17 protein-coding genes are annotated in these 19,050 nt (G+C 32.7%); 8 read left to right on the top strand and 9 right to left on the bottom strand.

Going from position 1 to position 19,050, the window contains the following annotated elements:
* Positions 1 to 29 precede the first annotated feature (29 nt).
* Complete coding sequence (gene tamL / locus QWY99_RS00995; RefSeq protein ID WP_290259932.1) at positions 30 to 2,585, bottom strand: translocation and assembly module lipoprotein TamL; 2,556 nt, start codon at positions 2,583 to 2,585, stop codon at positions 30 to 32.
* 37 nt (positions 2,586 to 2,622) lie between these two features.
* On the opposite strand from tamL, the gene QWY99_RS01000 reads away from it, so the two are divergent.
* Positions 2,623 to 3,351: an RNA methyltransferase gene (locus QWY99_RS01000; protein ID WP_290259934.1), complete on the top strand. Its 729-nt coding sequence runs from the start codon at positions 2,623 to 2,625 to the stop codon at positions 3,349 to 3,351.
* Positions 3,352 to 3,362: 11 nt separating this feature from the next.
* On the opposite strand, the gene porT is transcribed toward QWY99_RS01000, so the two are convergent.
* The 8 genes from porT to QWY99_RS01040 form a co-directional block, all read right to left on the bottom strand.
* On the bottom strand, positions 3,363 to 4,073 hold the full coding sequence (porT, locus tag QWY99_RS01005; RefSeq protein WP_290259936.1) for a type IX secretion/gliding motility protein PorT/SprT: 711 nt from the start codon (positions 4,071 to 4,073) through the stop codon (positions 3,363 to 3,365).
* 1 nt (position 4,074) lies between these two features.
* Positions 4,075 to 4,806: a bifunctional demethylmenaquinone methyltransferase/2-methoxy-6-polyprenyl-1,4-benzoquinol methylase UbiE gene (ubiE, locus tag QWY99_RS01010; protein WP_290259938.1), complete on the bottom strand. Its 732-nt coding sequence runs from the start codon at positions 4,804 to 4,806 to the stop codon at positions 4,075 to 4,077.
* Positions 4,807 to 5,394: 588 nt separating this feature from the next.
* Positions 5,395 to 5,877 (bottom strand): dihydrofolate reductase, encoded by a 483-nt coding sequence (locus tag QWY99_RS01015; RefSeq protein WP_290259939.1) that lies wholly within the window; start codon positions 5,875 to 5,877, stop codon positions 5,395 to 5,397.
* Between the two features lie 11 nt (positions 5,878 to 5,888).
* Positions 5,889 to 6,227, bottom strand: coding sequence for a 2TM domain-containing protein (locus QWY99_RS01020; RefSeq protein WP_290259942.1), 339 nt, complete (start codon positions 6,225 to 6,227; stop codon positions 5,889 to 5,891).
* Between the two features lie 160 nt (positions 6,228 to 6,387).
* On the bottom strand, positions 6,388 to 7,239 hold the full coding sequence (locus QWY99_RS01025) for a thymidylate synthase (RefSeq protein ID WP_290259944.1): 852 nt from the start codon (positions 7,237 to 7,239) through the stop codon (positions 6,388 to 6,390).
* A 12-nt stretch (positions 7,240 to 7,251) separates the two neighbouring features.
* Positions 7,252 to 7,881 (bottom strand): bifunctional nuclease family protein, encoded by a 630-nt coding sequence (locus tag QWY99_RS01030; RefSeq protein ID WP_290259946.1) that lies wholly within the window; start codon positions 7,879 to 7,881, stop codon positions 7,252 to 7,254.
* Between the two features lie 164 nt (positions 7,882 to 8,045).
* Positions 8,046 to 9,014: an electron transfer flavoprotein subunit alpha/FixB family protein gene (locus QWY99_RS01035; protein WP_290259948.1), complete on the bottom strand. Its 969-nt coding sequence runs from the start codon at positions 9,012 to 9,014 to the stop codon at positions 8,046 to 8,048.
* Positions 9,015 to 9,090: 76 nt separating this feature from the next.
* Positions 9,091 to 9,837 (bottom strand): electron transfer flavoprotein subunit beta/FixA family protein, encoded by a 747-nt coding sequence (locus tag QWY99_RS01040; protein ID WP_129539918.1) that lies wholly within the window; start codon positions 9,835 to 9,837, stop codon positions 9,091 to 9,093.
* Between the two features lie 473 nt (positions 9,838 to 10,310).
* Here QWY99_RS01040 and QWY99_RS01045 point away from each other — a divergent pair, with 473 nt between their 5' ends.
* From QWY99_RS01045 to QWY99_RS01075, 7 genes are all read left to right on the top strand, one after another.
* Positions 10,311 to 11,291 (top strand): pyruvate dehydrogenase complex E1 component subunit beta, encoded by a 981-nt coding sequence (locus QWY99_RS01045; RefSeq protein WP_290259951.1) that lies wholly within the window; start codon positions 10,311 to 10,313, stop codon positions 11,289 to 11,291.
* Between the two features lie 62 nt (positions 11,292 to 11,353).
* Positions 11,354 to 13,855, top strand: a complete 2,502-nt coding sequence (locus tag QWY99_RS01050; RefSeq protein WP_290259953.1) for a DUF5686 and carboxypeptidase-like regulatory domain-containing protein — start codon at positions 11,354 to 11,356, stop codon at positions 13,853 to 13,855.
* A 218-nt stretch (positions 13,856 to 14,073) separates the two neighbouring features.
* On the top strand, positions 14,074 to 14,673 hold the full coding sequence (locus tag QWY99_RS01055) for a DNA-3-methyladenine glycosylase family protein (protein ID WP_290259955.1): 600 nt from the start codon (positions 14,074 to 14,076) through the stop codon (positions 14,671 to 14,673).
* 144 nt (positions 14,674 to 14,817) lie between these two features.
* The gene (locus QWY99_RS01060; RefSeq protein ID WP_290259957.1) at positions 14,818 to 14,955 is read left to right on the top strand and encodes a hypothetical protein; all 138 of its coding nucleotides are present in this window, start codon (positions 14,818 to 14,820) and stop codon (positions 14,953 to 14,955) included.
* A gap of 74 nt (positions 14,956 to 15,029) precedes the next feature.
* Positions 15,030 to 15,434, top strand: coding sequence for a hypothetical protein (locus QWY99_RS01065; protein WP_290259959.1), 405 nt, complete (start codon positions 15,030 to 15,032; stop codon positions 15,432 to 15,434).
* 267 nt (positions 15,435 to 15,701) lie between these two features.
* The gene (locus QWY99_RS01070) at positions 15,702 to 16,232 is read left to right on the top strand and encodes an inorganic diphosphatase (RefSeq protein WP_129539914.1); all 531 of its coding nucleotides are present in this window, start codon (positions 15,702 to 15,704) and stop codon (positions 16,230 to 16,232) included.
* 111 nt (positions 16,233 to 16,343) lie between these two features.
* Positions 16,344 to 18,902, top strand: a complete 2,559-nt coding sequence (locus QWY99_RS01075; RefSeq protein ID WP_290259961.1) for a sodium-translocating pyrophosphatase — start codon at positions 16,344 to 16,346, stop codon at positions 18,900 to 18,902.
* Positions 18,903 to 19,050 lie beyond the last annotated feature (148 nt).

Raw genomic sequence — 19,050 nt, forward strand, 5'->3', positions numbered from 1 at the left:
TAGTTTGCAAAAATAAGAATTAATTAGCATTAGAAAGGATAATTTATTCCAAAATTTAAAACGGAGTGTCCGAAGTTGTAATCTCTGAACCAACGTTTGCCTGTTTCGTAAGCAGGATTGTAGGTTTTAAATCCTAAGTCAAAACGGATTACGAAAAAACTTAAATCATAGCGAAACCCTATTCCTGTTCCTAGTGCAATGTCTTTAAGATCACCGAAATTTTTAAAAGTTGCTTTCTCATCTGTTACATTATCCAGTACATTCCAGATATTTCCTGCATCTGCAAAAATAGCTCCTTTTAATTTCCCTAATACTTTATATCTAAATTCGCCACTAATTGCAATTTTCATATTCGCTTCATTAAAATCGTTGACAGCTCCAGTACTTCCTGGTCCTAATGAGTAGGGTTGCCAAGCTCTGTTGTCATTTGATCCTCCAGAATAGTAACTTCTAGAGAAAGGAATATAATCTGAGTTACCAAAAGGAACTGCAATACCAAAAAATGTTCGTACAGCTACGACTTTTTCTTTTGATAAATCCCAGTGCTTAATGTATTCAAATTCTGTTTTTAAATATTCTGAGTATTCTAAATTGAAAATTTGGTAATTACCATTTGCATTTTTTTGCAAATTAGCCGCTTTAGAGATTAAGGATAGTAAGGATCCGGCTGTTTCAATTTTTGCTTTGAAGAGATAAAAAGTATTGTCTAATAAATCTTTCTTAGTCGTTTTGGTAAAAGTATAATTTGATGCCAATATGAAATCATTTTCTGTAAGTCGTACCCTTCTTTCTTCAATGCTTTCTACTGTTTGAAAATCACTTTGTGGGATTAGGATGTTTTTATTTAAGATATCATTAGTAAACCCGTTTGTTCCTTCTTCTATTTTTAAATCCCCCGTTTCTTGATCGATATATTCTGGTTTTGTATTGTATGTTGCAGCAAGATCATTCAGTGCATTATAAGATGAACGATACACTCTGTAATAATTTTGCGGATTTAAATTTCGCACATATTGCACGTTAAAAAGATCAATACGTGCAGTATTATTTCTTTTTGGTGTCCAATTATAGGTAAATGCACCCGTGAAATTTTCTTTGTCTAGACCAATATTTCTTTGTTTTGCAAAACCTGCTGTCATTATTGTTGACGGAATCATACTTTTAGGGATGATTTTCTCGGTTCCAAAAGGCATTAATATTCTAGGTACGTTTAGCTTAATATCCACACCATATTCTGATGCGTTAAAGAAAGTCCCATTTGGATTTGCTAAATCTTGTGAAGAACCAACATTAACACGTCCTGCAATTTCTAGTGTTTCGGCACCATTAAAGACATTACGAATCGTTTGCGAAAGACTAAAACCGATTCCGAAATCCTGAATGTTAGAATGGGTAACATCTAATGTGGTTCCGAAACTATATTTTTTTCTAGGCGTTAGGTATATTTTTGCAATTAAAGATTGCGCTGTTGAATCTCTTTTATCTACTTCGTAATGGATAGATGGATAATTAAAGATCTTTAAATTGTTTAAATATCGTGTTGTAAGAGTTGTTTTGAAATCAGCAAAAACAGTTCCTTTAGTAATAAAAATAGCATCAGTTATAGCATAGGGCTTGTACTTTAATTTTTTATAACTGAATAAATTAAAGTTTTTGTAAGTGGTACTATCTGTGATTTCTGATTTAGCATTCGCGGCCGAATAATCAGTATAGATATTAACGTCGCTAATTTTGTAAACTTTAAAAGGTACGGTTCTGCTAGAATCTTTATCCTGATAGTTGTAGTCTTTAATGATTAGATCTATGTTGGCTTTGTCTTTTTTATTTATAGTGTCAATGTTATAGGTTACATTATTAGATTGAAAATAATATACTCCGTGATTTCTGAAATAAGTAGTTATACGGTTTTTTTCTTCCTCCAAGTCACTAGTTTTGTATTGGTTTCCAGATTTTAATACCGTGTTTTCAATACTTTTGATATATAGCGAATCCACATCAGGTGATGATATGCTAGTCTTAATTGTGTCTAAAAGGTAGGGTTTTCCAGTTGTTATCGTATAACGGATTTTTGCTTTTTTGGTACCTACACTATCAATGGTATAAGCAGTTTTGGTGTTAAAATAGCCATTGTGGAAATAATGGTATTTTAAACGCATAGAGGATTTTCTTACTTTGCTAGTATCGATAATTACAGGAGGTTCTCCAGTAGTTTTAAAAAAATCATTTATTCCTTTATATAAAAACGACTGTCCGAGGCGATCAACCTGTTTTGCAGATAATAATTTTGATAGTCTGTTGTATCTTTTAGTGTTGTTTACATATTCTGCCTGAAAAGTAGAATCTGGATTTGGATTGGCTAAGTTGTATAAATTTAGACGTAGCTTGTACCCACCAATAAGTGTACTGTTTGGTTTTTGGTACAATTGGTTGAATATATTTTCATCCTTAATAGACTTGTCATTTACTATGATTTCGTTCTTAGTAAGTAGTTTTTTGCCATTAGGAATTCTTTTTACAGAATTACAAGCTGAAATAAATATTGCTATTAGAATAAATGCTACTATTTTTGTGGAAATCTTTCTCAAGTGTTCTAAAATATTTAATTCAAAAGTACATTATTTTATGGTTAGTAAAAACCAAATAAAGCTTATATCAGGTTTACTTCAAAAAAAACAACGTTTTGCAAATGGATTGTTTTTTGCAGAAGGAGTAAAAGTAATTCAAGAATTGTTACAATCCAATTTTGAATTAGAGCACCTGTATACTACTCAAAACGATTTTGAGACCGTTTTAGTCTCTAAGAAAACGTTAATTAATGCACAAGATTTAAAAAAAATAAGTGCATTGACAACTCCGAATTCTTGTTTGGCAGTTTTTAAAATTCCCACCGATAAAAAAATAATAGAATCTGGTTTAATCCTTGCCCTTGATGATATTCGTGACCCTGGAAATTTAGGGACTATTTTACGACTTTGTGATTGGTTCGGAATCAAACAATTGCTTTGTTCTAAAGAATCGGTTGATATCTACAATCCAAAAGTGGTTCAGGCTACAATGGGCTCCATTGCAAGGGTTAACGTAAGTTATATTGATTTAAAACCTTTTCTTGCTGAAACAACACTTCCTGTTTTTGGTACTTTTATGGATGGTTCTAATATCTATAAAACTGATTTGCCACAAGAAGGTATTATTATAATGGGTAATGAAGGAAATGGTATTTCTGATGAAATTGAAAAAACAATTCAAAACAGACTTACTATTCCTAGATTTGGTGATCTTCAAAAAACCGAAAGTTTAAATGTGGCTACTGCAACCGCAATTATACTTAGTGAGTTTAAGCGTAATAGTTAATTCTCTTATTCTTAATGAAAAGTAAAGTTAATTAAAATAGCTCTTGACTTCATAGATTCTATGTTACCTGTCCAAGGGCTATTTGGGTCTTTGTCACGAATTAATTCGTCGCTAAGACCAAATGACCCTCTAATAGAAGGAGAGAAAATGAAGTATTCTGAGAAAAAATCAACTCCAAAACCTAATTCGTAATTCATCGTCCAAGCCTTTACTCTAAAACGTTGCTCTAAATTGTCGTCAATAGATTTTGCATTACTAGATAGGTTTAAAGTAGTAGACATTCCTCCAACTAAATAAGGACGCACGTTTCCTGTTCTTAAAGCAGAGAACTTTAAAAGCAAAGGGAAATTGATGTAAGTACTATTTACTTCTCTTAGATAATCAGTCTTAGATGTTAGCTCTGGATTAGGATAGTATAAGTCTCTTTTTGTGTAATACAAACCTGGTTCAAAACGGAGGTTGATGTATTCCTGTAATCTTAAATCGGCCACAACCCCAACGTTAAACCCAGTTGATTTTTTTATCTGAATATCTGGTCCAACAGTTCTGTAGTCTATCTTAAAGTTGTAACTATTAAAACCTAAGTAATATCCGAAATAAAGGCGTTGTTTTTGCCAAGTTTCTAAATTGATAATAGGATCTTTACTAAACATACTTTTAGTAAATTGAGTATACCCCTTTGTAGAAAAGATAATTAGAATTAAGATTACAGTTTTTTTCATACTATTTTTTAGAAGCTGAATAAATAGTTGCTACTCCAAAAGTTTGTGGCATAGCTTTCACATCTATAAACCCTATTTTTCGTAAAATATTGTTTAAGTTTTCTCCATATGGGAAATTAGCTGCAGATTCTGACAGGTATCCATAAGCTGCGTCATCTTTAGAAAATATCTTTCCTATAAGTGGCAGTATGTTTTTAGTGTAAAAGCCATAACCTTGCTTATACGGTGTTTTATCTGGAACCGATGTTTCAAGAATTACAAAAACGCCATTAGGTTTTAAAACTCTTAAAATTTCAGATAAGCCTTTTTCTAGGGTCTCAAAATTTCTAACACCAAATGCGACAGTAATTGCATCAAAATGATTATCATCAAAAGGTAAGTTTTCTGAATCTCCTACAACCATTTCAATGGTTTGACTTAGGTTTTTAGCGGCAATTTTTTTCTTTCCTACTTCAAGCATTCCAGAAGAGATATCCAAACCAATGATTTTTTCAGCATTTGTTTGTGCCATTAATATGGCTAAATCACCAGTTCCAGTTGCGATATCTAAAATTATCTTTGGTTTCTTATCAGAAACTATTTTTAAAACTTTTTTACGCCATTTGATGTCAATACCAAATGAAATTACACGATTTAAATTATCGTAGTTTCCAGATATAGTGTCAAACATTTGTTCAACTTGTTCTTTCTTGCCTAAGGCTGAATTTTTATAAGGAGTTATTTTTTCTGACATTTTTTTTATTTGTACAAATATAATACAATCTGTATTAACTGTTATTCAGTTTCTTTAATAACAATATTAATTATTTCAATGCATTATTAGATTGATACCCACTTTTAATGATTTATTGAAATTACTAAAAATCACTAAAAGTGGGTATTGCGGAGATGTTATTTATTATAGACATTTACTTTGTAAAAATAATTATATTTTTTCAATGATTAATAGAGAACCAATGACCCAAATCAAATGGGTGCTACTTGCGCTTATCATCTCGTTTGTTCTAGTAAGTTGTTTTGAAAGTACTGTTTTTGAGAGCAGTATGTTTTTTAAAGCGCAAAATACGTTCTTAGGATTAAATTTGTTTTTGGAAATTTTAATTTTCTTTGTCTTTAGTACCTTCGTGGTATTTGGTATTAAAGGCTTTTTTGAGATGTACTCTCAAAAAATCTCAAATATTATAATATTCTTTTCTGGTGTATTTTTAATATTTGTAATTTTTATTTTATGTTATCAAATACTCTTTCTAGAGTAGGTCATTTCTCTAATCATTGTTTGCCAAAAAAAAAAGACTCACTTTATTGTGAGTCTTTTTTTTGCTTATAATCTAACGTATGTTTCGTAAGTGTAGTCGTAAAGATGTTTTTCGTCTCTTTTGTTTGGATCAGCTTCTATTAACTGCCATTCCTTTTTATTGATTTCAGGAAAAAAAGCATCAGCATCAAAACTATGGTGAACTCTTGTGATTTCTAGAACATCGGCAAAAGGCATCCCTAAATTGTATATTTCGCCACCGCCAATTATAAATGAATCATCATCTTTAGGGCATTTTGCAATAGCCTCTTCTATACTTTTTACAACGATACATCCTTCGGGTTGATAGTTATCTTGACGTGTTATTACAATATGAGTTCTGTTTGGTAACGGTTTGGGAAAACTTTCAAATGTTTTTCGCCCCATTATAATATGATGTCCGGTCGTGAGCGCTTTAAATCTTTTGAAGTCATTTGATAAATGCCAAATCATTTCATTGTTTTTTCCGAGTGCATTGTTTTCGGCAACAGCCGCAATCATTATAATCATTTTATTTTAAACTAAGATTTGTTTTCAGTATTGTCATTTAAGCTAGAGTCCAGCTGTGCTATTCTTTTTTGCTGTAAGGCAACAAGTCGGTCGATTTGTTCTCTTTCCCAATTTTTGTTCAAAAAACGGTCAGTGATATATACTTTTACAAAATGTAAAATAAAAATAAAAAACCAGACTGTAATTATCCATAAGTACCAGTTTTGTCCATAGGAGATATTTAAAAATCGATCAGTGACAAATAAAAATAAACTTCCTAAAAGAAATAAAACGAAGTGAAAATAAAGCATTTTTTTTTGTCTTATTCTCCTTCTTGCGTATTCATACTGCTCGTGTAATTCCTTTTCCATGAGATAAATATTAGATTATAAAGATAAAATTTATTTTGAAATAGGACTATTCTGCAGGTTGAATATTTGTGTTTAAAAGGGTTTTGTGCTTTAAATGTGTGGTTTATGTTTCGTTTTAGAGTAAAAAAAATCCGCTTATCTAAAGCGGATTTTTATGTTTTTATACAGCAACACTTCCTTTGATACCTGCATGAGGTTCGTAATCTAAAAGGGTGAAGTCATTGTAATCAAAATCGAATATGTTTTTTATATCAGGATTTAAAACCATTTTTGGTAATGGTTTTGGATCGCGTTTTAGTTGTAATTCTAATTGTTCAAAATGATTGTTGTAGATATGTGCGTCTCCAAAAGTGTGGATGAATTCTCCTGCTTCAAGATCACAAACTTGTGCAATCATCATAGTTAATAAAGCGTATGATGCGATGTTAAAAGGAACGCCCAAAAATATATCAGCACTTCTTTGATACAATTGACAAGATAGTTTTCCTTTTGTTTCTCCTTTCTCTAAGTCAGGACTAGAAACGTAAAATTGGAAAAAGGCATGGCAAGGAGGTAAAGCAGCTTTATTATTGGCTACATTTTCTTCAAATGTTTTTTTTGTATCAGGTAAAACCGATGGATTCCAAGCCGAAACTAACATTCGTCGGCTGTTTGGATTTGTTTTTAGTTCCGTAATTAATTCTGAAATCTGATCGATTTCTTCACTGTTCCAATTGCGCCATTGGTGTCCATAAACAGGACCTAAATCACCGTTGCTATCTGCCCAAGCATCCCATATTTTAACTCCGTTTTCTTGAAGATATTTAATGTTTGTATCTCCTTTTAAAAACCAAAGCAATTCATATATGATGGACTTTAAGTGTAGTTTTTTTGTGGTAACCATTGGGAAACCTTCACTTAAATCAAAACGCATTTGGTAACCAAACACACTTTTTGTTCCAGTTCCAGTTCTATCTCCTTTTTGACAACCATTCTCAAGAACATGTTGCACTAAGTCTAAGTATTGTTTCATTTTGATTGTGCTTTATACTTCTCTTTTCGAAATTTCATCACGAATTTTAGCAGCTTTTTCATAATCTTCTTGAAGAACAGCTTGTTCTAATAATTCGTTAAGCTCCGAAGTCGTGTGTTTAGAATAGGTTTCGCCAGATTGGTTGCTCTCTTCTTCGCGACCAAAAGTTTCAGGATTAGAAAGAACGTCATCAATTTCTTGAGAGTCCTTGTCGCTTTCCATAGAATTGGACTTTAAATAAATACCTGCCTTGTCCAAAATGTTTTTATAAGTAAATATCGGAGCATTGAAACGTAATGCTAATGCGATTGCATCAGAAGTTCTTGCATCGATAATTTCTTCAATTTTATCTCTTTCGCAAATTAGGCTAGAGTAGAAAACTCCATCAACTAATTTATGAATGATTACTTGCTTTACAACAATATCAAATCGTTCTGCAAAGTTTTTGAATAAATCATGAGTTAATGGGCGAGGTGGTTTTATCTCTTTTTCTAAAGCAATAGCAATTGATTGTGCTTCAAAAGCCCCAATTACAATTGGTAACTTTCGTTCGCCATCAACTTCATTCAAAATCAAAGCATAAGCGCCATTTTGAGTTTGACTGTATGAAATTCCTTTTATCGATAATTTAACTAAGCTCATAAGTTGCAGACGTATAAGGTATTACTACCTCGTTTAATGATAATTTAATGTAAAAAATAAAAGTGCAATTTTAATCAAAAAATATGGAACAAAAAAGCCACCTAAAGCAAAGATACGATTATCTTATTTTTAGGCAGCAATATTTTAGTGTAGAATTTTTAAATCTATGAATGTTGTGCTTTAAAAGCTTTTAATTTTTCGATTAATTTAGGTACAATTTCAAAAGCATCACCTACAACTCCATAATCGGCTACTTTAAAGAAAGGAGCTTCTGGATCGTTGTTGATTACTAATTTTACTTTTGATGAGTTTATACCTGCAATGTGTTGGATTGCTCCAGAGATACCAATTGCGATGTATAAATTTGTAGCAACAGGTTTTCCTGTTTGTCCTACGTGTTCGCTATGAGGTCTCCATCCTAAATCTGAAACTGGTTTAGAACAAGCAGTTGCAGCACCAAGTACGGCAGCTAAGTCTTCTACCAATCCCCAGTTTTCAGGTCCTTTTAATCCACGACCGCCAGATACCACAACATCTGCATCAGCGATAGATACTTTTCCAGTAACTTTTTCAACAGATTCCAATTTTACTCCAAAATCATTGTCTCCAATTGTTGGGTTAAAATCTTCTTCAGATGCTGAACCGGCACTTTCGTAAATACCGTATGAGTTCTTAGCTAAAGCAAGTACTTTTACATCAGTATTGATTTCAGTGATATTGAAAGCTTTGTTTGAAAAAGCATTTCTCTTTACTTGAAAAGGAGATGTGCTTACAGGTAAGCCTACAACATTTGAAGCAAATCCAGCTTCTAAAGCTACTGCAACCAATGATGAAAGGTAAATACTGTCTGTACTAGAAGATAATAAAACCACTTTAGTTCCTTCTTTTTGCGCAGCTTGTTTAATAACATCAGCATAAGCTTTAGCAGTAAATCCTGCTAATTTATCGTTAGTTACCTTAAGAACTTTATCAACTCCGTATTTAGATAATTCGCTTACGTCGTTAGTGTTTATTGTTAGAGCAGTAACAGTTGTTCCTAGAGTTTCGGCAATTTTTTTAGCGTATGAAGCCAACTCAAAAGCTACCTTTTTAAATTTTCCTTCTGCAGATTCTGCATATATTAATATTGACATATTATTTTTGTTTAGAAGTTTAAAGTTTCAGGTTTCAGGTTTATGCAAACTGAAAACTGCGACTGAAAACGGATTACTAGATTACTTTTGCTTCGTTGTGTAATAAATTGATTAACTCATCTAAATTATCTGGAGAAACTAATTTCACAGCAGATTTTGGTGCTGGTTTTTCAAATTTCACCGCTTTAGTATTTACAGGAGCGTCAACTGGCTCAACAATTGCTAAAGCTTTTGTTCTTGCAGTCATGATTCCTCTCATGTTAGGAATACGTAGATCTTTTTCTTCAACCAATCCTTTTTGACCACCGATAATTAATGGTAAAGTAGTGCTTACAGTTTCTTTTCCACCATCAATTTCACGAACAGCTTTTACATTAGTACCATCTACGGTAATGTTTGTGCATGAGTTTAAAAAGTTATATCCTAAAATTCCAGAAATCATACCAGGAACCATTCCGCCATTATAATCTAGAGATTCTTTTCCTGCAATTACTAAATCATAACCGCCGTTTTTAATAACTTCTGCTAATTGTTTTGCTACAAAAAAACCATCAGTTGGATTTGCATTTACACGAATAGCTTCGTTTGCGCCAATTGCTAAAGCTTTACGTAGAGTTGGTTCAGTATCAGGACCTCCAACATTTACTACAGTAACCGTAGCACCTTGTTGCTCCTGAAACCAAATAGCACGTGTTAAGCCAAATTCGTCGTTAGGATTAATTACATATTGTACGCCATTAGTATCAAATTCTGAATCACCGTTGGTAAAGTTAATTTTTGAAGTAGTATCAGGTACATGACTGATGCAAACTAATATTTTCATAAGTATATATTTTTAATATTTCTAAATACGTTTCCACAAATTTAGAAATATAATCCGAATAATTTACTATGCACGCATAATAATTCTGAAAACTATTACGATTTCGTAGAATAAGGATTGATTTTTGAAGAATGTTGCCTTTTATGGCTGAAAAAGTGGTTTTTAGACAAAGTTTAGAGCTAAAATAATTATTAATAATTGATGAAATTGGGAAATATCAAGTTCTTTTTTATTGCGTTTTATTTCTATAAACTAGCTTTTCTAACAAAATAAAAATTAAAGAAAAGCTGTGTAGTTGTTTTCGGGTCTGTTATATCGATTTCGTAAGCCGTAAGTTTCGAAGAAAAAAGTTTATATGCTATTAAAACATCGATAGATACGCGACTTCTTGTTTTTTAAACTAAATTTATGCTCTTAAGTAATTTAAAATAATTATTTTTGCTTTTCAGAAAATTACAACAACAATAAAAAATATGAGAACAATACAATTTAGAGAGGCCATTTGTGAAGCTATGAGCGAAGAAATGCGTCACGATGAATCCATATATTTAATGGGCGAGGAAGTTGCGGAATATAATGGTGCATATAAAGCGTCAAAAGGTATGCTTGCTGAGTTTGGTGCAAAAAGAGTAATTGATACTCCAATTGCGGAACTTGGATTTACAGGAATTGCAGTTGGATCTGCAATGAATGGATGTCGTCCAATTGTCGAGTATATGACTTTCAACTTTTGTTTAGTTGGTATTGATCAAATTATAAATAACGCAGCTAAAATGCGTCAGATGACAGGAGGACAATTTAATGTGCCTATCGTTTTTCGTGGACCAACTGCATCTGCAGGTCAATTAGGAGCAACTCACTCTCAAGCTTTAGAAAACTGGTTTGCAAATACACCAGGACTTAAAGTTGTGGTTCCATCTACACCTTACGATGCAAAAGGACTTTTAAAAGCTGCAATTCGTGATAATGACCCTGTAATCTTTATGGAGTCTGAGCAAATGTATGGTGATAAAGGTGAAGTGCCAGACGGAGAATATACAATTCCTTTAGGAGTTGCAGATGTTAAACGTGAAGGAACAGATGTTACTATCGTATCTTTTGGAAAAATTATAAAAGAAGCATTTATCGCAGCAGATGAATTGGCTAAAGAAGGTATTTCTTGTGAAATTATCGATTTAAGAACAGTTCGTCCAATGGACAAAGATGCTATCTTGGCTTCTGTTAAGAAAACAAATCGTTTAGTAGTACTTGAAGAGGCTTGGCCTTTTGCAAGTATATCTTCTGAGATTACTTATATCGTACAAGAACAAGCTTTCGATTTTCTTGATGCGCCAATACAGCGTATTACAACTGCAGATACTCCTGCTCCTTACTCTCCAGTATTGCTTAAAGACTGGTTGCCAAATGCTGGTGACGTTATAAAAGCAGTAAAGAAAGTAATGTATAAAAAATAAGAAAATTAACAATACTAATAAAACTTCATCATTTTCTTAATTGATGAAGTTTTTTTTGGATTATGAAAAGAATAATTATACTCAGTCTGTTTTTTTTATTCGCTCTAGCGAATAGCATTTTTGCACAAACTAAAGTGAGTGGAGTGGTCTTAGATAAATCCAATCAGCCAATTCCATTTGCAAGTGTGGTTTTTAAAGGAAGCAATGTTGGAATTGTTTCTAATGAAGATGGACGTTTTTACTTAGAATCACCAAACACATATACAGCTATTATTGTTGCTTCGGCTGGCTTTTCAGAAAAAGAAATTACACTAGAAAAAGCCGTTAGTTACAATTTTAAAGTTATCCTGAACGAAGCCGAATATTTAAATGAGGTTGTAATTTTTACTGGTAAGACTTCCAAAAAAAATAATCCAGCGTTAGATATTCTTAGAAAAATATGGGAAAGAAAACGTAAAAACGGATTGTATCAGTTTAAACAATACCAAATGGAGAAGTACGAGAAAGTGGAATTCGATATGAATACCATTGATAGTGCTTTCATGAAGAACAAGATTTTTAAAGGAATGGAGTTCATCTTTAAACAAGTAGATACTTCTAAAGTTACAGGAAAAACATATTTGCCAATTTTTATAAACGAATCTTTGTATGATGTATATGGAGATAATAACTTAAAGAAGGTAAAAGAGATTATAAAAGGAAGCAAAACTTCTGGATTCAATAATAATCAGCAAATATTAGCTTTTGTAAAAGACCTGTATTCTGATTATAATATTTATGATAATCACCTAACCTTTTTTGATAAAAGCTTTACAAGTCCGTTGTCAAGAACCGGAATTGATGTCTACAACTATGTTTTAAAAGACAGTACATTTATAGATAAGAAATGGTGTTATAATATTGTCTTTTATCCAAGACGTAAAAACGAATTGACTTTTAAAGGAGATTTTTGGGTAAATGATACCACATTTGCTATCAAGAAAATTAATATGGCAGTTACAAAAAGTGCAAATATTAACTGGGTAAAAGATATATATATCGAGCAAGAATTTGACGTAGTAAGTGATTCTATTTTTCTACTTACGAGAGATTATATGATGTCGGATTTTGCTTTAAATAAAAAAGAAAACTCTAAAGGGGTTTATGGAAAGCGAACTTCATCTTACAGAGATCATAAGTTTAATATACCAAAACCAGCGCCTTTTTATAAAGAAGAAGTTAATTATATAGACAACGAAGTGTATAATAGACCCGATGAATATTGGGAGGAAAACCGATTCGAAAAACTGACCAAAGACGAACAAGGTGTTTATAAAATGCTTGATACCTTGCAGACAGTCAAAAAGTTTAAGCAACTCTATAGTTTGGTTTCTATACTTGGTAGTGGCTATATAGAGTTCCCTAAATTTGATTACGGACCTATATTCTCAACATTTGGATATAATGAAGTAGAAGGAGTTCGTGTGCGAGTAGGAGGAAGAACCTATTTTGGACCAAATGATCCTTGGCGTTTACAAGCCTATACCGCGTATGGATTTGATGATAACAAATTTAAATACGGACTTTCAGGAAAATGGATGATCGATAAAAAGAATCGTCTTATTATTTCGGGAGGAAATAGGAGAGATGTAGAGCAAATTGGGGCAAGTTTAACAACAACCAATGATGTCTTAGGACGAAGCTTTGCCTCATCGGCTTTATTTACAACAGGAAGTAATGGGAAATTAACCAATATTAATTTAACCAATGTTGCTGCTGAAATTGAGCCTGTCAAAAATCTAACATTTCAAGTAGGGTTATCCTATCGTACATTAGAATCTGCATCAGATACATTTAGTTTAGATTATTATACAACTATGCCTTCCGCAACAAATCCGGGAGGAGTTATAGCAAACGGAGTAAAACAATCAGAAGCAAATATTCAGATTGAATACATGCCTAATCGTAAAACAATAGGTTTTGGAGTTGAAAGAAATAACGTAGATAGTCCATTTAGTAGATTCTTTATTAATTATAGCCATGGATTTAAAGGAGTATTAGATAGTGATTTCAAATACGAAAAAATTCAGTTGTATTACAAGCAACCTATAATTATAGGGCCTCTAGGACGTACGAATCTGATCTTGGAAACGGGGAAAACATTCGGAACAATACCGTTAGGATTAATGAGTGTGATACCAGGAAATCAGACTTATTTTACAATCGAGAATACATTTAGTAACTTGAATTTCTACGAGTTTGTAACCGATCAATATGCGACGCTACAGTGGGATCATAATTTTGGAGGACGTCTTTTTGCCAGAATCCCTTTTATGCGTAAGCTCAACTGGAGAGAGATTATTGGAGCTAAGGCAGTATACGGAACCATATCCGATGCTAATAGAGCTATTAACGCTTCGGGATTAGAGTATATTGCGCCCGAAAATATCTATTGGGAATACAGTGCTGGAATAGGGAATATCTTCAAAGTATTCCGTATCGATTTCTCTTGGAGAGGTAGTTACTTAAATACGCCCGATGCAAGTAAATTTGCAGTAAAAGGATCTTTCGGATTCTATTTCTAGTAAGTAAATCCAATATAACATAGCAAACACAGATGCCAAGTCGCTGAATTTAAATTTAGCAACTTGGCATTTTTATATTCTATCTTTACGCACTATTTATCATTTCTACAAATCAATAATATTGTTTATTTTTAGAAGCTAATCCTGCTATCCGCTATATCTTTATGTTTGAAAAAAAACATAAAGGATGTCGCTTCTATCAGGGCTAAACTCAGATTATGCAAGAAGCAATCGATTATCTTTCAACTAAGAGTCCAATTTTTCAGGCAATCATTCAAGAATATGGATTGCCTCCAATACCGAAACGACCACAAGGTTTCGAAACATTGGTTTTGCTTATTTTAGAACAGCAAGTATCTATCGATTCAGCTAGAGCTACATTTTTAAAAATCAAAGGGTATACAATTTGTAGTCCCGAAGTATTAGTAATCTTGTCAGATGAAACTTTTCGAGCTTTGGGTGTAAGCCGACAAAAGACAACTTACATTAAGGCTTTAGCATCAGCTATATTAACTGATGAAATCAATATTGAGAGCTTAGCAACCAAATCAGCTAAACAAGTTCGAGAGGAGCTTATAAAACTAAAAGGAATCGGGAATTGGACTATCGATATTTACCTAATGTTTTGCCTTCAAGAACCCGATTTAATGCCACTAGGAGATATAGCTGTAGTAAATACAATCAAAGAATTACTGGATATTCACGATAAAAAAGAGATGGAAACTCATACCTTACAATGGAGTCCGTATCGTTCCTATGCTACCTATTTGCTTTGGCATTATTATCTAAAAAAAAGAAAAAGAACAATTACCTATTAATTGCTTGTTAATTTGAGCTTAATGGTGATATAACTGTGTTTTTTATTATTTGTATTGGTATTAGTTATAATAGGTGGTGCTTATATAGATATATATGATGAATAAAAGACGGTGTTTGATTAGTTAGCTGATATATTTGCATTTATGAAAACTTCTACTACACATATTACAAAGCCTTCGAGTAATCTTTTACAATTAGTTCGTAAAATACAAGCTGATAAAGAAGTGCGTCAAGAAGATTTAAAAGCTAATTGGAGTAAATTTTTCCCAAAAAAGGAATAATTTAAATTAATGGTAGTGATACGTATGTTCCTTATACTTCAAATGAGGGTATTGATTATTTAATACGATTTACTGTGTTTACAGAAGGTGCAGTTCCTGAGGGAATTAAAATACCAATAGTTGATATTGTTATTGAAACAGATGCTAGTGTCGAAATCATTAATAATAGTGCTTCTTCTTTATTTCAGATTTCAAAAATAATTCTTGAATATGCAACTAAGCATGATGCTATTTATTATTGCTATTGTAGTGAAAAACCAATCAAAAAGTCTAAAAAAAGATTACATTTAAAACACCAACATTATAGAAGTTTATTATTTTGTAAGATGTTTGATAAATGTAGTGATTTGAATTTTTTTAACAAGACTATCATTATTGATGATCCAACTGGAGATCATTATATACATTTAATGGCGAGATTAGAAAATGAAAATTTTGTAAATTTTATTTCTGAAAAATTATCGACTTTAGATAAGTAAAATTTTTTCAAATAAATATTTAGTGTTTAAATTCTAATTTTTACTAATTATTGAGATGAAATAATTGCTTGATTTTTGTAAAAAATAATTACCTATACTACCTATTTGCTCTGGCATTATTATCTAAAAAAAAGAAAAAGAACAATTACCTATTAATTGCTTGTTAATTAAAACTTAATCTCGATATAACAGTGTTTTTTTTATTGTAAAAAGGGATAGTTTAACTACTTTTGCAATCGAAATTAAGAAAAATAATAAACAAGAACAATGACCGCAGACAAACTAACAACTTTCGATGTTTTAATCGAAATACCAAGAGGAAGCAGAAATAAATACGAGTACGATTTTGAAATTAAAAGAATGCGTTTTGATAGAATGTTATTCTCTTCAATGATGTACCCAGCTGATTATGGTTTTATTCCTGAAACTTTAGCTCTTGATGGAGATCCATTAGATGTATTGGTTTTGGTAAACGAGCCAACTTTTCCTGGATGTGTTATGGAAGTAAAACCAATTGGTGTTTTCCATATGGCAGATGATAAAGGACCAGATGAAAAAATCATTTGTGTACCAGTTTCTGATCCAATCTGGAATTCATTAACTGATTTATCAGATATGAATCCTCACTTAGTAAAAGAAATCGAACATTTCTTCCAAGTTTATAAAGATTTGGAAAACAAAAAAGTTGATGTTGGTGGATGGGGAGATGTAAACGAAGCATACGCTATTATTGCAGAATGTACTAAACGTTTTGACGATATCGAAAACAAGCCAGAAGGGTTATTTAGTATTAAATAATTTTCGCATTCATATTTTATAAAAAAAGCAATACTCTGTTAAGAGTATTGCTTTTTTGTTTAAATTCGTTTTGTTAGTTTATTGACTATTAACCAAAACCATTAAAATATTATGAATGCATTTATGATTTACTTGCCAATTGTTATGGCAATTATAGGATTACTTTTCATGGCAATAAAAAGGACTTGGGTATTACAGCAAGATCCTGGTGATGGAAAGATGAAGGCTATTTCAGACCATATTTATGAAGGAGCATTAGCTTTCCTGAAAGCCGAATATCGATTACTCACCTTCTTTGTAATTGGAGCAAGTATTGTTTTAGCGGGAATTTCATTTATAGTACCCACTACGCATATATTAATAGTTGTAGCTTTTATTTTTGGAGCATTTTTTTCTGCATTAGCAGGAAATATGGGAATGAAAATAGCAACAAAAACTAATGTTAGAACTACGCAAGCGGCAAGAACTAGTTTGCCACAAGCATTAAAAGTATCTTTTGGAGGTGGAACCGTTATGGGATTAGGAGTTGCCGGATTAGCTGTTTTAGGGTTAACCGGTTTTTTTATTGTGTTTTTTCAAGTATTTATGAATGGAGTTTGGACTTCATCAGAAGATATGACTAAGGTTCTTGAAACATTAGCAGGATTTTCACTAGGTGCAGAATCGATTGCATTGTTTGCTAGAGTAGGTGGGGGTATTTATACTAAAGCAGCCGATGTGGGTGCCGATTTAGTTGGTAAAGTTGAAGCTGGAATTCCAGAAGATGATCCACGTAACCCTGCTACAATTGCTGACAACGTTGGGGATAATGTTGGTGACGTTGCGGGAATGGGAGCCGATTTGTTTGGATCATATGTAGCGACAGTTTTGGCTGCAATGGTACTTGGTAACTATGTAATAAAAGATATGGGTGGCAACATTCAAGATGCTTTTGGAGGAATAGGCCCTATTTTGTTACCAATGGCAATTGCAGGTTTCGGAATCTTATTTTCTATTATAGGGACAACATTGGTAAAAATATCTGATGATAATGCAAAGGAAGCACAAGTACAAAAAGCATTGAATATAGGAAACTGGGTTTCGATTGTGTTAACAGCAATTGCTTGTTTCTTTTTAGTAAAATATATGCTTCCAGAAGTGATGACGATGAGTTTCTTTGGAGAAGGATCTAAAGATATTTCTTCAATTAGAGTATTTTATGCTACTATTGTTGGATTGGTTGTTGGAGGAGCAATTTCTTCGGTTACCGAATATTATACAGGATTAGGTACAAAGCCCGTATTAGCAATAGTTCAAAAATCGAGTACAGGTGCAGGAACCAATGTAATTGCAGGATTGGCAACAGGAATGATTTCTACATTTCCTACCGTTTTATTATTTGCTGCTGCAATTTGGGCTTCTTATGCATTGGCTGGCTTTTATGGAGTTGCATTGGCAGCATCTGCAATGATGGCTACAACTGCAATGCAATTGGCAATTGATGCTTTTGGACCAATATCAGACAATGCAGGTGGAATCGCAGAAATGAGCGAATTACCAAAAGAAGTACGTACAAGAACAGATATTTTAGATTCAGTAGGAAATACTACAGCAGCTACAGGAAAAGGATTTGCAATTGCTTCGGCAGCATTAACCTCTTTAGCATTATTTGCTGCCTATGTAACTTTTACAGGAATTGATGGGATTAATATTTTTAAAGCACCCGTTTTGGCAATGCTTTTTGTTGGGGGGATGATTCCAGTTGTTTTCTCAGCTTTGGCTATGAATTCAGTAGGGAAAGCTGCAATGGATATGGTTTACGAAGTACGCCGTCAGTTTAGAGAGATACCTGGAATAATGGAAGGAACAGGGAAACCAGAATATGCAAAATGTGTAGATATATCTACCAAAGCCGCTTTGCGCGAAATGATGTTACCTGGGATTTTGACTATAGGCTTTCCTATAGCAATTGTCTTATTGGGGAAATTAGTTTACGGAAGCAACAATCAATTAATTGCTGAAATGTTGGGGGGTTACATGGCAGGGGTTACAGTTTCGGGAGTTCTTTGGGCAGTATTTCAGAATAATGCAGGAGGAGCTTGGGATAATGCAAAAAAATCTTTTGAGGCAGGAGTGCTTATTAATGGAGAAATGACCTATAAAGGATCCGATGCACATAAAGCAGCAGTAACAGGAGACACAGTTGGTGATCCATTTAAAGATACGTCGGGACCATCAATGAATATCTTAATAAAGCTAACTTGTTTAATTGGATTGGTAATTGCTCCGATATTAGGTGAAGGACATGCTACTTCAGGGATGGCTTCTAGTAGTTCTTGCTGTGCAAAAACAGAAATGCATGGAACAGGACATTCAAAGTGTGATAGCGCTAAAATGGCAACGATGACACGAGAAGAATGTGCACAAATGTGTAAAGAAAAAGGATGCACACCAGAAGAGACCGCAAAATGTTTAGCTAATTATGATGCAGATGGAAAATATTTGCATAAAAAAACAGATTGCTTTGACACAACAAAATATACTAAAACAGACGCGGTTCGTGTGGAAATTGTAAATATTAATGGTCAAGTTGTTGGAACAGTTATAACCACAGTAAATGGTAAAGTTGATAAAAAGATATTTAAAGGAACAGAAGCAGAAGTTAATGCTCAAATTGAAGCTTTGAAATAAGGGCTATATAATAAAATGTACATAAGTAACTAATATAAAAAAGGTCGAAAACACCAATAAAATAAGGTACTAACAACAAAAAAGGTCTAAAATGATACAAAAATAAAAGGTGCATTTATATACCGTTTACTACCATTGAGCTACCATC

Origin of the sequence: Flavobacterium branchiarum, from assembly GCF_030409845.1 — a bacterium.
Lineage (GTDB): Bacteria > Bacteroidota > Bacteroidia > Flavobacteriales > Flavobacteriaceae > Flavobacterium > Flavobacterium branchiarum.

Bases quoted from the DNA above. Each gene is read 5' to 3' on its own strand.
- ubiE (WP_290259938.1), bottom strand. From the start codon at position 4,806: ATGTCAGAAAAAATAACTCCTTATAAAAATTCAGCCTTAGGCAAGAAA.
- QWY99_RS01030 (WP_290259946.1), bottom strand. From the start codon at position 7,881: ATGAGCTTAGTTAAATTATCGATAAAAGGAATTTCATACAGTCAAACT.
- QWY99_RS01075 (WP_290259961.1), top strand. From the start codon at position 16,344: ATGAATGCATTTATGATTTACTTGCCAATTGTTATGGCAATTATAGGA.
- QWY99_RS01045 (WP_290259951.1), top strand. From the start codon at position 10,311: ATGAGAACAATACAATTTAGAGAGGCCATTTGTGAAGCTATGAGCGAA.
- QWY99_RS01055 (WP_290259955.1), top strand. From the start codon at position 14,074: ATGCAAGAAGCAATCGATTATCTTTCAACTAAGAGTCCAATTTTTCAG.
- QWY99_RS01035 (WP_290259948.1), bottom strand. From the start codon at position 9,014: ATGTCAATATTAATATATGCAGAATCTGCAGAAGGAAAATTTAAAAAG.
- QWY99_RS01000 (WP_290259934.1), top strand. From the start codon at position 2,623: ATGGTTAGTAAAAACCAAATAAAGCTTATATCAGGTTTACTTCAAAAA.
- QWY99_RS01060 (WP_290259957.1), top strand. From the start codon at position 14,818: ATGAAAACTTCTACTACACATATTACAAAGCCTTCGAGTAATCTTTTA.
- QWY99_RS01070 (WP_129539914.1), top strand. From the start codon at position 15,702: ATGACCGCAGACAAACTAACAACTTTCGATGTTTTAATCGAAATACCA.
- QWY99_RS01015 (WP_290259939.1), bottom strand. From the start codon at position 5,877: ATGATTATAATGATTGCGGCTGTTGCCGAAAACAATGCACTCGGAAAA.
- porT (WP_290259936.1), bottom strand. From the start codon at position 4,073: ATGAAAAAAACTGTAATCTTAATTCTAATTATCTTTTCTACAAAGGGG.
- QWY99_RS01025 (WP_290259944.1), bottom strand. From the start codon at position 7,239: ATGAAACAATACTTAGACTTAGTGCAACATGTTCTTGAGAATGGTTGT.
- QWY99_RS01050 (WP_290259953.1), top strand. From the start codon at position 11,354: ATGAAAAGAATAATTATACTCAGTCTGTTTTTTTTATTCGCTCTAGCG.
- QWY99_RS01020 (WP_290259942.1), bottom strand. From the start codon at position 6,227: ATGGAAAAGGAATTACACGAGCAGTATGAATACGCAAGAAGGAGAATA.
- QWY99_RS01040 (WP_129539918.1), bottom strand. From the start codon at position 9,837: ATGAAAATATTAGTTTGCATCAGTCATGTACCTGATACTACTTCAAAA.